12 protein-coding genes are annotated in these 14,673 nt (G+C 41.8%); 6 read left to right on the top strand and 6 right to left on the bottom strand.

Annotated elements, in window-relative coordinates:
* Window positions 1-22: 22 nt before the first annotated feature.
* Window positions 23-1,168, top strand: a complete 1,146-nt coding sequence (locus P2W71_RS02095) for a YbdK family carboxylate-amine ligase (protein ID WP_276366399.1) — start codon at window positions 23-25, stop codon at window positions 1,166-1,168.
* A gap of 2 nt (window positions 1,169-1,170) precedes the next feature.
* Here P2W71_RS02095 and P2W71_RS02090 read toward each other — a convergent pair whose 3' ends face one another.
* The 4 genes from P2W71_RS02090 to P2W71_RS02075 form a co-directional block, all read right to left on the bottom strand.
* Window positions 1,171-1,752, bottom strand: a complete 582-nt coding sequence (locus P2W71_RS02090; RefSeq protein ID WP_276366398.1) for a hypothetical protein — start codon at window positions 1,750-1,752, stop codon at window positions 1,171-1,173.
* An 85-nt stretch (window positions 1,753-1,837) separates the two neighbouring features.
* The gene (locus P2W71_RS02085; RefSeq protein ID WP_276366396.1) at window positions 1,838-2,176 is read right to left on the bottom strand and encodes a hypothetical protein; all 339 of its coding nucleotides are present in this window, start codon (window positions 2,174-2,176) and stop codon (window positions 1,838-1,840) included.
* A 120-nt stretch (window positions 2,177-2,296) separates the two neighbouring features.
* Window positions 2,297-2,683, bottom strand: coding sequence for a hypothetical protein (locus P2W71_RS02080; protein ID WP_276366393.1), 387 nt, complete (start codon window positions 2,681-2,683; stop codon window positions 2,297-2,299).
* Window positions 2,684-2,922: 239 nt separating this feature from the next.
* A complete protein-coding gene (locus P2W71_RS02075; RefSeq protein WP_276366392.1) occupies window positions 2,923-4,338 on the bottom strand; it encodes an FAD-linked oxidase C-terminal domain-containing protein in 1,416 nt (471 codons plus the stop codon).
* On the opposite strand from P2W71_RS02075, the gene P2W71_RS02070 reads away from it, so the two are divergent.
* The 3 genes from P2W71_RS02070 to P2W71_RS02060 all read left to right on the top strand — a co-directional run bounded on the left by P2W71_RS02070 (window position 4,337) and on the right by P2W71_RS02060 (window position 6,973).
* Complete coding sequence (locus tag P2W71_RS02070) at window positions 4,337-5,005, top strand: C40 family peptidase (RefSeq protein ID WP_276366390.1); 669 nt, start codon at window positions 4,337-4,339, stop codon at window positions 5,003-5,005. The two genes, P2W71_RS02075 and P2W71_RS02070, sit on opposite strands and share 2 nt — an antisense overlap.
* A gap of 192 nt (window positions 5,006-5,197) precedes the next feature.
* Entirely contained in the window at window positions 5,198-6,154 is a 957-nt protein-coding gene (locus P2W71_RS02065) for a N(4)-(beta-N-acetylglucosaminyl)-L-asparaginase (protein WP_276366389.1), read from the top strand.
* A 66-nt stretch (window positions 6,155-6,220) separates the two neighbouring features.
* Window positions 6,221-6,973 carry a copper homeostasis protein CutC gene (locus P2W71_RS02060; protein WP_276366387.1) on the top strand — a complete coding sequence of 251 codons (753 nt, stop codon included), beginning with the start codon at window positions 6,221-6,223 and terminating at the stop codon, window positions 6,971-6,973.
* A gap of 95 nt (window positions 6,974-7,068) precedes the next feature.
* Here P2W71_RS02060 and P2W71_RS02055 read toward each other — a convergent pair whose 3' ends face one another.
* Entirely contained in the window at window positions 7,069-9,957 is a 2,889-nt protein-coding gene (locus tag P2W71_RS02055; protein WP_276366385.1) for a TonB-dependent receptor, read from the bottom strand.
* Window positions 9,958-10,236: 279 nt separating this feature from the next.
* Between P2W71_RS02055 and P2W71_RS02050 the strand changes: the two genes are divergently transcribed.
* Together P2W71_RS02050 and P2W71_RS02045 are read left to right on the top strand one after the other, a co-directional pair.
* The gene (locus P2W71_RS02050) at window positions 10,237-11,349 is read left to right on the top strand and encodes a sensor histidine kinase (protein ID WP_276366382.1); all 1,113 of its coding nucleotides are present in this window, start codon (window positions 10,237-10,239) and stop codon (window positions 11,347-11,349) included.
* 68 nt (window positions 11,350-11,417) lie between these two features.
* Window positions 11,418-12,143, top strand: a complete 726-nt coding sequence (locus P2W71_RS02045) for a LytTR family DNA-binding domain-containing protein (RefSeq protein ID WP_276366381.1) — start codon at window positions 11,418-11,420, stop codon at window positions 12,141-12,143.
* 61 nt (window positions 12,144-12,204) lie between these two features.
* On the opposite strand, the gene P2W71_RS02040 is transcribed toward P2W71_RS02045, so the two are convergent.
* Complete coding sequence (locus P2W71_RS02040; RefSeq protein WP_276366378.1) at window positions 12,205-14,610, bottom strand: ABC transporter permease; 2,406 nt, start codon at window positions 14,608-14,610, stop codon at window positions 12,205-12,207.
* Window positions 14,611-14,673 lie beyond the last annotated feature (63 nt).

The following is a 14,673-nucleotide window of genomic DNA, read 5'->3' as shown; positions in this document are numbered from 1 at the left end:
TTCTTCTTAATAGTACTTGTGGATGAAGAAAGAACAAATTAATGGGTTAGAATTTAATAGTAGCGCTACTGAACTTTCCTTAGGGGTCGAGTTGGAATTGCAAGTGTTGGATGGTGACAGCTTGTTGCTAACGCCGAGGGCTTCTGAAATCATCGAATTGTGTGACGATAATAACATCGTCCCGGAGTTCTTTCAAAGCACAATCGAAATTGTGTCAGGTGTCGGACTTAATGCCCATGAGGTGCAGGATGATTTACGGCCCGCTGTCTACAAGGCATATATCAAGGCAAATCAGTTAAACCTGAAGCTAAGTTCTACAGGGACGCATCCCCTAGCCGACTACCGGGATAGACTGGTAACGCCGTCAAAACGATACCACGACTTAATTGATCGCAACCAATGGCTGATTAGAAGAATGGCAGTCTACGGAATGCATATTCATCTAGGGATGCCTTCAGGTGATGCTTGTATAAAGTATAATTCTTTCTTCATGCATTTACTGCCGCATATTCTTGCTTTATCGGGCAGTTCACCCTTTTGGCAGGGAATGTATACCGGACTTTCATCGTGTCGTCCCACCACATATGAAGCACTACCCACCGCAGGCATGCCCTATCTGGTAAAAAATTGGTTAGAATTTCAAAAGTTATATTCCTTCTTATTGAAATCAAAGGCTATCAATTCTATGAAGGACTTATGGTGGGATTTACGCCCAAGTCCACAACACGGAACATTAGAGCTTCGATTTTGCGATGAACCTGCCACTTTGAAAGAAGCACTTGCTATAGTTGCCTTTGTACATGCCTTATCGCATTGGTTTCGGGATCATGAAGAAGAATGGAATCACTCTCAAACATCTTTGAAACACTGGATCTTCAGAGAAAATAAATGGAGGTCTATTCGTTATGGACTTCATGCACAAGTCGTAGTGGCCAGAAATGGTAAGACCAAATTACTCTACAAGGATATCCAGGATTGGATAAAAGCGATTGAACCATACGTCAAAGAATTGAAGTACGTTGAACACATAAATGTCATAAAGGAAATTATAGAAAAGGGGAATAGCTCAGAACGACAATACAAAATCTTCGAGGCAACAAACGACCTTAAAGAGGTAATTCGTCACAATGTCAAAGAATTTGAATCAGGCCATCCGTTGTGGCTCTGATACTAGCCAGTCTTCTTTTTTTGAAACTGAATCAGTCCGGAAAGTTTCATCCCCAATAAGGTTGAGACCCATCCTAGTAATGCAACATTCTCCAGGTAGCTTCCTCCTGCTTGCGGCATGTTTCCCTGAACTCTCGGCAGGTATGTGAGAAAGAAGATCAGCCAAATGTAATACACAAAGATATGCTCCAGTATTAAAAATGTTCGCTTTGAAATTTTACCTGTTGCCTGGTACCATTGAAGAATTGGCATCGCAAAGATATAGGCGTAGGCCAGAAAGCCTCCGGCGATGCGGTAGGGGATCAGTTGTATTTTAGACAGGTAAACAAATAGAAATAACTCGATCAAATGAATTCCATGGACGATAGTAAAAAGCAGGTAAAACTTTGATGAAAGCCATGGAATTATCGTAGCCGGTTTATTGTATAATAGAAAGATCGCGCTGAAAAGAAACAACGAAAGCCGTCCCGAGAACCGGGTCGTGGTTTGCAAGGCGGTTAATGAGTAGCCCTCTGTAAAAAAAACGATCAGCACAATTGCAAATTCTAGCGCTACAAAGAATATAATGATTCTCTTGGGACTCATAGGACTGCGTGAACGAAGTAAGATGCAATTTTTTGTGGAGGCTATCGAATTTATAATTGATGCTTATTAAATTAAAAAAGCTAACCTATCGTTGCAGCTTTTTTTCAAGATCGTCGAAATACCAGACTTTCCCAAAGGCACCCACGCCAACTATTTTATCATGGCCATCCACTTCAACTTTTGTGAGGGAAAAGAATTTGTAATCATCGACATGTATAAATTTCTCGCGGACCTTTTTCAGCTTTAAATCTTTGAGTGATTTTTTCAGACTTTGATGATGAATCGATTCGATTGGATTAGTTAAATAGGCAACGGCAAAAATGAGTATGAGAAAGATAACAAGCCATTTAATAAACGCTTTTAAAACTTTGAAAAGGATAAAAAGAACAACAATTCCAATAACAGGAAAAATGGCTATCTCCATAAATGATTTCGCAGCGTTGAAAAGTTTCGGAAATTACTCAAAGCTGTAAAATAAAAATAACCTTTGCTCGTGTGAACAAAGGTTATTTCTTTTATCTGCTACCTCTTCCCTAAACTATTATTACTTTTTGCTGATTCCGCGTTCCTGCGAGATTGTCTCTGAAGGATATTCATTGTAGCCTCCCTGTTCTTGACTTTGCTCCATATTCTTGCGAGCTACGCCCTTAGAGATGGTCCATGTAGGGTAACCTTTTGATTCAATGTTTCCTTCCGCCAATTGAGCATTAGCCTGAGCAATACCTTTGGAGAAAACAATCGCAGGAAAATCTACTGATTTTGCCTGAATATGCGATTTGCTCGTATTTTCATCTTCAAACGCTTTTTTGTTTGCTACGTGTTGCACACCTTTAGAAACAATCAACGACGTATTTCCGTTTTGAGCATTGACTATTACTGTTGTCAACATGAATATGCTCATTAAGCCGATTGCCTTTATCCCAGTTTTCATGATGGTACCTGTTTAGTTGCTATCCATTAGTTCCTATACAAATAAACGTATGAAAGGAGGGGATATATTTAAGGCTATATACGCATCCAGTTCCCGTATTTATACGGACGCCAGTGCTGCTGATAGAGCCGCCCTCAAAATTTGGGAGCCCGATTCAGACGTCAGGCAATCGAATAGCGACTCGTTTCACTTGATGCTTTGCTTACCAAAAAAATTGGCGTCCGGGTTGAAATTTAATATCAAAAAATCTTTCCAGGGTTTAATATGCCATTAGGATCAAAAACTTTCTTGATGCCACGCATTAAGGTGAGGTTTGCTTCGTGCATAGCCAGGGGCATGTACGGTTTCTTTGCGATACCGATGCCATGCTCACCGGAAAGCGTGCCGCCCAGGCTTACCGTTAGTTTGAATATTTCACCGATACCTTCGACGACTTTGGTATTCCAGTCGTCATCGGAAATAGATTCTTTCAAAATGTTTACATGAAGATTTCCATCTCCCAAATGGCCAAAGCATAAGGAATTGAATCCATATTGTTTTCCGATGGCTTTAATTCCAGAAACCAGCGCCGGCAACTTGGCGCGAGGAACCACAACGTCTTCGGACCGTGAAAGTGTAAGGGCACTTACAGCATGTCCCATGCTTTCACGAATCTTCCATAGTTCGGATTTTTGAGCATTCGTGTCAGCAAACAAGACTTCTCCGCAATGAAATTTTTCTACAACGTTCATTACTTGTTCGGCATCACGCATTAAAAGCTCATCGTCATTACCGTCCAGCTCGCATAATAGATATGCCTGCATATTTTCTGGAAATTGGGTAGAGACTTTTGCTCCAAGAATTTTCTCGCAATAAGCAACGGACGTAACCACAGCGTCACGTTCTAAGAATTCCATTCCGGAGGGTGTTAGACCTGCCTTGAAAATCTCAGCTATCGCTTCGCAGGCGTCTTCGCTGGTAGTAAAAGGTATCAATAGCAAAACATCTTTTGTAGGCAGACCACGCAGCTTGAAGACAATTTTTGTAATTATTCCCAATGTACCTTCACTTCCACACATCAGTTGTGTCAGGTTATAGCCGGTCGAATTTTTCAATACATTGGCACCGGTCCATATGATGTCGCCGCTTGGTAAAACGACTTCAAGATTCAATACATGATCTCTTGTTACACCGTATTTGACTGCTTTCGGCCCGCCACTGTTGTTCGATACATTTCCGCCGATAAAACACGTGCCCCGGCTGGCAGGATCAGGGGGGTAGAACAATCTTTTTTCTTTTACAGCGTTTTGAAATACCTGGGTAATGACGCCGGGCTCAACAGTTGCCTGAAGGTTTAATTCATCAATGTTGAGAATTTTATTAAAACGCTCCATGGAGATAACTACTCCCTTTTGGATGGGAAGTGCGCCACCACTGAGACCAGTTCCGCCTCCACGGGGCGTTACAGGGATGAGATGTTGGTTGCACAGCTTTAAAATTGCACTGATTTCTTCCGGTGACCTAGGTTTGAGAACCACATCGGGAAGAAACGAGTAGTCTTCTGTCTCGTCGTGTGCATATTTAAAACGGTCATCTTTGTCGATCAAAATATTATGATTCCCAACAATGGCTTGAAATTGGGTTATGATATCGGTTGAGACTTCAGCAAATGACATGAATCAATTATATTTGAACGATAAATTTTTTAGTTTGAGAGCAATGCAATTTTTTACACTCAAAACTACTCAAAAGCTTATTCTCTGTTTGCTCGCTGGTGGAATGTTTTTTACGTCCTGTTCTTCTTCCAAAAGGGGTACAGTTGCGCGCAAAGGAGGAGCATCAAATAAAAAGGTTGTTGAGTTAGACACGAAAACTATCGATGGGTTTGAAATGGAATTAGAGGAACCCGAAGAAACAGTAGAAGTTGTTGAACCAGTTAAAAAAGAGTCCTTTTCCAAAGCGGAAAAAGTAATCACAGCGGCTCGCACCTATATCGGTACGCCCTACAAATATGGTGGAACTACCAGGTCCGGAATGGATTGTTCAGGACTATTGATCAATTCGTTTAATGCGGTTAAAGTCAATCTTCCGCGCAGCTCGGCGGCACAAAGCCAGGTAGGAACGCCTATCAAAATGCATGACTTAAAACCGGGAGACCTTGTATTTTTTGCCACAGGAGACAAGAAAAAACAGATTACGCACGTTGGCCTCGTGACCGATGTTAAGTCTAAGGACAATATAAAATTCATTCATGCCTCCAGTAAATTAGGGGTAGTAGAAACTAACCTCCTCGCGGAATACTATCAAAAACGATTTCGGGGCGCACGAAGAGTGATTGAATAATGAATTTGAGTTCCAAGTTGAGAAGCCTTCTTGAATCCATGCAGGCTATGTGCTCGATGCGTTTCTCGCAAGATTTTTTCAAGAGGTAATCCTTGTTACATTATTGAAACCGGTACATTTACAACCAGCGTCCGAAAGAGCTTATCAAGCGCTTCGACACTTGGACCATCTACACTTCAACATTCCTAAAAAATGAAAACGCGTCGAGATTTTCTGAAGCTTTCAACGTTTGGAGGGCTGTTACCTGTCACGAACTTTTTCGCAGAACAAAAGGCTGTGACCAAACCTATCGTGTTGTCAACATGGAATTTCGGACTTCAGGCAAACGAGGCTGCATGGAAAATTTTATCGAATGGAGGCACAGCCCTGGATGCAGTAGAGGCCGGCGCCAAGGTACCTGAAGGAGATCCTAAGGAAACTTCAGTTGGATTGGGCGGATTGCCCGACCGTGATGGACACGTGACGCTGGATGCTTGCATCATGGACGAACAGGGCAGGTGTGGATCTGTTGCGTTTCTTGAACATATTGTTCATCCCATCTCGGTTGCCCGAATGGTAATGGAAAAAACACCGCACGTCATGTTGGTAGGAGCTGGCGCTTTAAAATTTGCGCTGGTCAATGGATTTAAAAAAGAAAGATTACTGACGAAGGAATCTGAAAAGGCTTGGAAGGAATGGACGAAAAAATCCGCATACAAACCGATTGTTAATGTGGAAAATCATGATACCATCGGTATTATTGCTTTGGATGTTCATGGTAATTTATCAGGTGCATGTACGACCAGCGGCCTCGCCTATAAAATGCATGGACGTGTAGGGGATTCTCCAATTATTGGCGCAGGCTTGTATGTCGACAATGAAATTGGCGCGGCTGCAGCAACTGGTGTAGGTGAGGAAGTGATTAAAATTGTTGGTTGTCACCTGGTGGTTGAATTAATGAGGCAGGGAAATACTCCTGAGCAGGCCTGTAGGCTAGCCGTTGAACGCATCGTGAAACGAAACCCCGCGAAAGCGAAAGAAATACAGGTTGGATTTTTGGCTTTAAATAAAAATGGCGAATCGGGTGCCTTTTGTTTGCAAAGCGGCTTCAATTATGCGAAATATGATAGCACCGGCAATTCTCTGATTGATTCAAAATTTAAAATATAAAAATGATAGGGCGTCACAGCAGTTGCTAGTCTGGAACTGTTTGATAGGTTCTGTTACACAGCGTTTATGAAAATCGAAATCGTAGTATACAACATTGAATCTGCATTGCGAGCGCAGGAAGGCGGAGCAGATCGCATTGAACTTTGTGATAATCCGGGTGAGGGAGGAACGACACCATCTTATGGAACGATAGAACTGGTCCGCCAAAACGTGAGTATGGATGTTTATGTAATGATTCGTCCTCGTGGAGGTGACTTTTGTTATTCGAGTTACGAGTTTCATTCCATGAAACGTGATATATCCCAGTGTCAGAAGTTAAGTGTGGATGGCGTTGTTTTTGGAATTCTTAATCCGGATGGAACCATCGACAAAAAGCGTTGCAAAGAATTGATAAGCCAGGCACGGCCACTGAAGGTTACGTGTCACCGCGCATTTGATATGACGCGCGATCCTTTTGAAGCATTGGAAGATTGTATCGAGGCGGGTTTTGATAGAATTCTAACGGCCGGGCAACGCGCAGTGGCAGCGGATGGCGCGGATCTTATTGCCGAGTTAATAATAAAAGCAAATGGCAGAATTTCTATCATGCCGGGGTCGGGTGTCAATGAGCATACTGTTGAAGATATTGTTTCGAAGTCACACGCCAATGAAATACATTTTTCGGCCGTTGCTTTTAAAACGAGCCCAATGATTTATAAAAATTCAACTATTGCTGGAATGGGTTCAGAAGAAGGTACTGAATTTAAATTAAGAACTGTAGATCCTGAGCGTGTAAAAAAAATGCGTGCATTGGCTACCTCGGTTTCTGCACAAAAATGATTTGCTGCCTTTGTATCAAAGGCCACCAACTTAGATTATTCAAAAAAAAATAGGAGGAATTGCTTCCCCCTATTTTAACCAAATTAAACCCGATCTTATTTCCCACGATTGGCCTTGATCGGAAACGAGCCAAACTGCCCGACGGTCATACTACCGCTTAATGTATCTCCTGTTATAATTGACTTAACTTCTACCGGCATTTTGTTGCCACCAGGTCCGGTTACTTCATAAGCAAAAGTCAATTCATTTCCCTTTAATGAAACCGACGACAATTCTGTTGTTGAATTAAAACGATTATTGGTGATGGATCCGGAGAATACTTCACCGTCTTTTTTTATCAAAAGCGTTCCCGCGCCACCTTGAGGAGATTCAACTGTGTATTCCCAGGTTCCTTCTGCATTAACAACCGCTGTTGGATCGCCAGCAGGTACAGCTACCGATGCCGTTGACGGTGTTGGTGCTCCAGTGCGTTGACCGCCATTAAAACCACCCGCTGTTCTTGGTTGCTGCCCTGCGCCCGCACCTGCATCCATGCCTGCGCCTCCACCACCATTATCGCCGCCTTCTTTCAAGTCATCATTGTTAAGAGATTTAGTTCTTCTCGGACGACCTCCATCAACGTTCATCTTTCCAATCCTATAACTAAGGTTTATACGAAAGCCCATGTTGTTCATCACATTCAAACTCTTTTGTTCAAAATTAGTTGAGTTTGATTCGCTTCGTATTTTGAATGAAGGCGTCAGGAAATTTTCAGCTCCAATACCGATACTCCCTCGTTTTTCGTTAAAATCTTTTTTAACACCTAGGCTGTACATTCCGAAGCCGCCTCTCGTGCCTTGTAACTGTACTTCGCGGCCGCGGAAAAAACTAAAGAACTGTATGCCCCAGCCCTTTTCTAAGTTGTAATTTCCGAAAAACCGGCCGCTTACCACCCAACCCTCATTGCTGGAACCAAGGTTGTTATCCAGCACAGCGTAATACAAGTCTGAACCTCCGTTAAGCGACAGCTTACCGATGTTCACATTAGCAAAGACACTTAATCCATAGGCGTTCTCAGTTCCGATGTTTTGATATGTGGTCAGAATCTTTCCATCCTCCTGTGGAATACGAACGCGCTGTATGGACCCCGTTGTGTTTCTGAAGAAGGATGTAAAATTTAAGGATGAACCTTTTATATAAGCGTTGTAAGACAATTCGTAGTTATCAGTATACTCGGGATCGAGTTCCGGGTTTCCTTCCGAAATGTCAATTTCATTTGAGTTTTGTCTGTTTGGATTTAAGAACTGGATAGACGGTCTTTGAATACGACGGTTATAAGCAACCTTAATCATATTACCTGCCTTTAATTTTTTAGACAAATTCACGCTTGGCACGAAAACGCCATAAGAAGGAATTTCAATGTTACTTTCAGTTTTAGTGAAGGCCTCTATCGTAGTGTGTTCATATCTCGTTCCAGCCTTAAAGCTATATCCGTTTTTCAAGGATAAAGTGTACGCAAGATACCCTGCAAGGACGTTTTGATCGTAATTGAGGTTGTTGAAATATTGATCATTTTGCACCAGTTCATATTGACCGTCACCACCGTCTTCAAAGCGAGAGAAATCGCTAAAGGCTTTCCTCATAATATCTTTACCGCCGAATTCAACTACCTGCGTTGAACCAATCGGTGTTTGGTAGTCGGCTTGTATCGCTATCTCCTGATTGTAGCTGTCGTTAAGATTTTTAAAAGAAGTCGCCATAGTACTTCCGATCTCTTCGACCAACAGGTTCTCAAAATCATTGTTCCGATTATTCTTACTGTACAATGCCAGTAGATTAAATTCTCGTTGAGGTTTATCGTATAGGCGTGTATAAGTCAAGTTCACATCCACGGTATTTGACATGTCTTTCGTGACGACGTCTTGTAGCGTGCTTCTTGAAAATAAGTCATCTGTAAAATACTGTGTGAACAGTTGGTCCTGATAATTTTTATGGTTCCTTGCACCAAAACGAACAGAAGCGGCCAACGCATTTTTCTTATCAATGTCATAGTCCCAGCCGAGGGTATAATTACCAAACAGTCCGTTGCTTCTTGTATCTGCGTTTTGAATGTTAAGATTGTTACCCGCGCTCTGACGGTTTTCGAAGCTGCCATTCACATTGTAGTTCGAGCGTCCCCAACCTCCCAGTGAAAAACCCATTTTACCATTGCGGTAGTTGCCGTTTAAACCCAGATTCGCACCACGGTTTCCAACCCCGGTGTTAATGTTCAGCGTTGCTCCTTGTAAAGTGTTCTTTTTAGTGATGATGTTGATAATACCCCCTGTTCCTTCAGCGTCATACTTGGCGGAAGGTGATGTGATTACTTCCACCGATTTGATTTCGTCTGCGGGAATTTGTTTTAGGGCATCGGCGATACTACTCGCCATAATGGTGGAAGGTTTGTTGTTAATCAACACGCGGATGTTTTGACTGCCGCGCAGCGATACGTTACCATCCAGGTCAACCGAAAGCATAGGTACACGTTTTAAAACATCGGTCGCATCGCCCCCCTTTGTGGTAATGTCGTTTTCTGCGTTGTAAATTGTCCTGTCTACTCTTTCTTCAACCAGCTGCTTTTGACCTTGCACGACCACTTCATTCAGCACTTTAGTATCAGAGCCTAGTTTAATTGTACCTAAGTTTACATCATCTCGCTTATCCTCTACAGTTACATTTGCTATAGTCTGTGTTTCGTAGCCAATGAATGATATTGCAACGCTGTAGGTACCCATAGCCACTTTTTGGATAACAAACTTCCCTTGTTCATCACACACGGCACCATCAATTGGTTTTTGTGTTGTAGGATCTAATAATACAACATTGGCATATTCAACTGGCTTGTTGGTTTCTGTGTCAACAACGGAACCCGTAATTTTTCCATTTCCCTTTGCAACGCCGGCCACCTGAGCAAATACCCCGGATACAACGCTTAAAAGAACCAACAGCGATAGAATTGTTTTCATTTATTTGAGATTGAACAAAGTAAAAAATAAGCCACTTAACGTTACACTATATGGGTCAGTTAACTTTAACTGCAAAGAAACTTTTTTGTTGCCACTTCATAATGCGTATTAGACAACTCGGCAATTTATTTCGACATATCCATTGATTAATCGACCATCGCAAGGTAGAGCCTAATACTGGGATCGGTCGATCATATTTTGCAGACGGTAGAAAAATTGTAAGAAGACGTTTTCGTTAATGGTAGAAGGGTTACCTTTAATCCTGAAATTAATCCACTCATGGCTGTATTCTTTCACCGAAATCGTGTGCTGCTATTACACCTGTCTTTTTGGTGCGTGTATCTGTCGTTCAATTTATATCAGACGACTGTGTTTCAGCGTGCGCGCGGGATAGCTTGGGATTTGTTGTTTGCGTCTGCTACGGTTCAGCTGGTGTTTACCGTTGTAATCGCTTATCTCAACTATTTTTATACATGGCCAAGATTTCTGAGTTCCAAAAACATATGGCGGTACATCGCCGAATTTTCCATACCCTTCGCCATTCTGATTACTGCGCGCGTACACCTCCACCGTTACATTATTGACGGCTACACCTACCAAAACGACTATTTCTATTCAAACTTTTTTATTGTTCAAATAACGGCGGTCACCCTCTTCATTGTGTTGTTCGTAGGGATGCTACGTTTTGCTGTCGACTGGTTTGAATTTGAATCGCGCAAAAAGGAAGTGGAAAATGAGCGTCTTATCGCAGAACTTAATTTCCTTAAGGCACAGATCAACCCACATTTTTTGTTTAATACGCTTAACAACTTATACTACCTCGCTTACACCAAGTCTGAAAATACTACGGAAGTCATTGCAAAGTTATCGCAGATGATGCGGTATATGATTTATGACTCCAACCATCCGCGTGTTTTATTGAACAAAGAAATCGAATATATGCAAAACTACATCAGTCTGGAGCGGCTTCGGTTGAATAATCAAATACCGATTCAGTTTAGTATTGAAGGGAACACTGAAAATGTTTGGATTGCACCTTTGATATTTATCACGTTTCTTGAGAATGCCTTTAAGCACGGCGTTAGCAATAATAATCCGAAGGCCTGGATAAATATTCACATCCAACTCAATGGCGACCAATGCATCTATACCGTTGAAAATAGTAAAGCACAAAACATCAGCCTGGAAAAATCAGGCATTGGCTTGCAAAACGTGCAGCGGAGGTTGGAACTGAGTTATCCGGATCAATACAAGATTAAAATGGAAGATGGACGTGATGTGTATTTCGTGCAGCTTGTACTTACTTTAAGCAACGAGCTAGCCACTGTTAATGGACAACAGACTGTTTCCGATGTGCACAGTAATGTACATATTGCAACGAATAACGGATAATGTTCAATGGCTAAACTTTTTTAGCGCAACATAAGCTCTCGAAACTTTGAAACTAACATAGAACCTGGATGGACCTCAATTGTGTCATAGTGGAAGATGAACCGTTAGCAAGAAACTTGCTGGTGGAGTATGTACGCAAGGTACCTTCTTTGAACCTGATTGAAGCGTGTGGAAGTCCGATTGCTGCATTGGAAGTCTTGCGTAACAATGCCGTAGATATTCTCTTTTTAGATATTCAAATGCCTGAACTCACTGGCCTTTCCTTGTTGAAGGTGCTGCAAAAAAGGCCGATGGTTGTATTGACTACAGCCTACTCAGAATATGCCTTGCAAGGTTATGAACTCGATGTGGTAGATTATCTTTTGAAACCGGTTACTTTCGAACGTTTTTTACGTGCTATTGATAAAGTAAAACAACGGTTAGAGCCCAAAGCAACGGTACCTACAAGCGAGAAAGCGCAGCCTGTTGTTGATCAATCTTTCGTCTTCGTTAAAGACGGTACGAAATTGGTGAAAGTCGTATTCGATGATATTCTGTATGTCGAAGGACTTAAGGATTACGTTACCATTCATATGAAAAACCGTCAAAAGATCGTGAGCCTTCAGCGTCTGAAAACATTGGAGGAACAACTTCCGGTCGACAAATTTATACGAATCCACAATTCATTTATTGTTGCCTTGAAAGCCATTGATGTAGTTCACAAGAACAATGTTCAGGTAGGAGAAGCGTTGCTCCCCATCGGGGAAACCTACAAAAAAACATTCAAAGATTTCATCGAACAAAACAGAATGTGATTAAAAGGTGGATGCTTCCTTGGTTCTCATATCCTGACGTGTGCTGTGGTATAGCTTTTTATTACTCGTCGCGTAAAGCTTTTACGGGATTTGCGGCGGCTGCACGTACAACATGATAACCAACCGTTAGTAAAGTGATAACGAACGCCAGTAAAGCGGATACCAGGAACGTTGGCCATTCTTGCTTCAGGTCAATTCTATAGGCAAAATTCTGAAGCCAGGTTTCAGTAAAATACCACGCAGCTGGAAATGCTAGGATCATTCCTACACCAACTAACAAAAAGAATTCTTTCGAAACGAGAACCACCAGGCTGTTGATGCTGGCACCGATTACTTTTCTTACACCAATTTCTTTTGTTCGCTGTTCCGTCGTGAATGCGGACAAGCCTAACAATCCTAAACAGGCGATTAAAACGGTGAGCCCTGAGAAAGCAGTAAAGATTTGACTTCGTTTTTCGTCTGCTTTATATTGTGAGTTAAAATCCTGGTCCAGGAAAGCATATTCAAAAGAGCTGTTTGGGAAAACTTCTTTCCATCCTGTTTCTATTGCAGCTAATGATTTTCTCACATCGCCTGCTTCGGTTCTGACAAATACATAATTTTGATTGTCATCAAGGATAATCATTAAAGGTTCTATCACATCATAAAGCGAATTTTGGTGATAATCTTTAACAACACCAACCACCCTTTTTTCGATGTCTGTATTGTTGGGGCCTCCATTTTGGAAAATGAATTTCTTTCCTATCGGATTCTCCCATGCCATTCTTTTTACCATCGCTTCATTGACCAGTACAGCATACGTTGTATCTGAGGTAACATCACGGGAGAAGTCTCTGCCTTCAACAATTTTCATTCCCATGGTTTTAACAAAATCAAAATCCGCGTTATACAAATCGACGCCGCGGTCAGTCAGTTTTCCTTCGTTATCTTCTACTTTCAACAGCAATTTGCCAATGCCTTGACCTGGTGACGAGTTTGCCATTCCCACACCAGCAACTTCAGGAGCTTGTTTTAATCGTTCGATGAGGACCTGTGCCTTTTCCCGCATTTCACGCTCACTCAAATTCAATCGAATAACGCGTGCCTTATCAAAACCAAGATCCTTATTTCTGATAAATTGAAGCTGATCAAATACAACAAGGGTTGAAATCAACATGAAAATTGAAATAGCAAATTGTGTAATCACCAACACTTTTCTGAAGACGACACTACCTCCTTTTGCCGCGAGCTTTCCCTTCAACACATTCACCGGATTAAAACTGGATAAATAGAAGGCAGGATAACTACCACCGATAAGTCCTACAAAAAATACAATACCAATCAAACTCAGCATTACCGGTGCCTGCAAAATATATCCAAAGGGAAGTTCTTTATTGGCTAACGTGTTGAATGCTGGCAACAGCGCATAAATAAGAATCAAGCTTGTCACAAGGGCAATAAAGGCAAGCACCATAGATTCTGTGATGAATTGAATAATGAGCTGCTGTCGCTGTGAACCCATGACTTTCCTAACACCAACTTCTTTTGACCTGTTAGCTGAACGGGCAGTGGCAAGATTCATGTAATTGATGCACGCAATTACAAGCATGAAGAAAGCTACTGCGCCGAAGATATAAATATAGGAAATGTCGCCTCCAGCTTCCGCCTCATCCTGAATTTTGGAATAGAGATGGATGTCTGTAATTTTTTGCAGTTCATAATTGATTTTGATTCCGTATTGGGCAAATATCGGGTCGACCTTTTGTTTAATGATTGTATCCAGGCTGGCATACATTTTCGATAAATCATATCCGCTCGGTAATTGAATGTAGGTGAACACACCAAAGTTTCCCCAGCTGCCGTCGAACTGATTCGCCTCCTGAGAGTTTTTGGAAATCAGTGCATCAAAACGGAAGTGTGAATTCAGCGGCACATCTTTGACAACTCCGGTAATTTTAAACTCGTCTCCGTTTGCATTTTGTATTGACTGACCGAAAGCTTCTTGTGATGATGCAAAGTATTTCTTTGCAATTTTTTCTGTGAGTACAATGGAGTATGGATTATCTAACGCAGTGGCTGGGTCACCTGTCATGAACTCATAGCTAAACATATCGAAAACTGTCGAGTCAGCGCGGAAGAAGTCTTCTTCAAAAAATTGTTTATCACCATTTTTAAAAAGCGTCCTCCCGGTCCCAAAAAAACGAACTGCATTCGTTACCTCCGGATAGTTATCCTGAAGCTCGTCTCCGAGTGGAATTTGAGCAACAGCCCAGGTAAACGCGTTATCTGGTTCTTTTATGTTTGAAATGACCCGATAGATGTTCTCAGCATTTTTGTGATACCTATCATAACTTAATTCGTCCAGGATGTACATCAGCAAGAACAGGCTGCAGGTAATTCCAATGGTAAGACCCAAGATGTTAATGAAACTGTATGTCTTATCCTTTACGATGCTTCTGATCGAAATTTTCAGGAGATTTTTAAACATGGGAAGCAGGTTTGGTTAAGATGATGTCAGCAAACCGAAAAAGGTTGTAGACCGTGACAGTTT

The sequence above is a fragment of the Chryseolinea sp. H1M3-3 genome (assembly GCF_029360725.1).
Lineage (GTDB): Bacteria > Bacteroidota > Bacteroidia > Cytophagales > Cyclobacteriaceae > Chryseolinea.
The sequence above is the reverse complement of the archived record's forward strand: the minus strand, read 5'-3'. Positions and strand labels throughout refer to the sequence as shown.

Bases quoted from the DNA above. Each gene is read 5' to 3' on its own strand.
- P2W71_RS02095 (WP_276366399.1), top strand. From the start codon at position 23: ATGAAGAAAGAACAAATTAATGGGTTAGAATTTAATAGTAGCGCTACT.
- P2W71_RS02090 (WP_276366398.1), bottom strand. From the start codon at position 1,752: ATGAGTCCCAAGAGAATCATTATATTCTTTGTAGCGCTAGAATTTGCA.
- P2W71_RS02085 (WP_276366396.1), bottom strand. From the start codon at position 2,176: ATGGAGATAGCCATTTTTCCTGTTATTGGAATTGTTGTTCTTTTTATC.
- P2W71_RS02080 (WP_276366393.1), bottom strand. From the start codon at position 2,683: ATGAAAACTGGGATAAAGGCAATCGGCTTAATGAGCATATTCATGTTG.
- P2W71_RS02070 (WP_276366390.1), top strand. From the start codon at position 4,337: ATGAATCAATTATATTTGAACGATAAATTTTTTAGTTTGAGAGCAATG.
- P2W71_RS02075 (WP_276366392.1), bottom strand. From the start codon at position 4,338: ATGTCATTTGCTGAAGTCTCAACCGATATCATAACCCAATTTCAAGCC.
- P2W71_RS02065 (WP_276366389.1), top strand. From the start codon at position 5,198: ATGAAAACGCGTCGAGATTTTCTGAAGCTTTCAACGTTTGGAGGGCTG.
- P2W71_RS02060 (WP_276366387.1), top strand. From the start codon at position 6,221: ATGAAAATCGAAATCGTAGTATACAACATTGAATCTGCATTGCGAGCG.
- P2W71_RS02055 (WP_276366385.1), bottom strand. From the start codon at position 9,957: ATGAAAACAATTCTATCGCTGTTGGTTCTTTTAAGCGTTGTATCCGGG.
- P2W71_RS02050 (WP_276366382.1), top strand. From the start codon at position 10,237: ATGGCTGTATTCTTTCACCGAAATCGTGTGCTGCTATTACACCTGTCT.
- P2W71_RS02045 (WP_276366381.1), top strand. From the start codon at position 11,418: ATGGACCTCAATTGTGTCATAGTGGAAGATGAACCGTTAGCAAGAAAC.
- P2W71_RS02040 (WP_276366378.1), bottom strand. From the start codon at position 14,610: ATGTTTAAAAATCTCCTGAAAATTTCGATCAGAAGCATCGTAAAGGAT.